This is a genomic window from Aminobacter sp. P4_D5 (assembly GCF_056401815.1).
In genome coordinates this window covers 1-577 of the sequence record NZ_JBFUIP010001116.1, presented here as the reverse complement: position 1 = coordinate 577, position 577 = coordinate 1, and the positions used below count along the sequence as shown (strand labels likewise).

At 72.4% G+C, this 577-nt stretch carries 1 protein-coding gene; it reads left to right on the top strand.

Annotated elements, in window-relative coordinates:
• A partial coding sequence (locus AC1DWF_RS36990; protein ID WP_476843397.1) for a 50S ribosomal protein L11 methyltransferase occupies positions 1-577 on the top strand: 577 nt, incomplete at both ends.

Here is a 577-nt window from a genome sequence, read left to right as displayed (position 1 = left end):
CACCTGGCGCATCGAGGCCGTGCGCGAGGCGCTGGCCGACCAGGATTGCCTGAACGCGGCGCTGGCCCTGGCGGCGGGGCTCTCGGGCCACGAGGCGGTGCTGGAGCGCGGGCCGGTGGAGGCGGAGGGCTGGCTGGCGCGGACGGTCGAGGCCTTTCCGGAGCAGGCGATCGGCACGCGCTTCCTCATCCGCCCCACGCATGTGCCGCAGGGCGTGGTCTATGGGCGCATTCCGCTGGTGCTGGATGAGGGGCTGGCCTTCGGCTCGGGCGAGCACGCCTCGACACAGGGGTGCCTGATGGCGCTGGAGGGGCTGCACCGCGCGCCGCGCAACGTGCTGGATGTGGGCTCGGGCAGCGGCATCCTGGCGATGGGGGCGTGCAAGCTGTTCCCCGGCGCGCGGGCGCTGGCGACGGATATCGAGCCGTGGTCGGTGCGGGTGGCGGAAGAGAACGTCGGGATGAACCGGCTGAAGCGGCGGATGCGGGTGATCCTGGCGGATGGGTACCGGCATGCGGCGATCCGCGAGGGGCATCCGTTCGACCTGATCTTCGCGAATATCCTGGCGCGGCCGCTG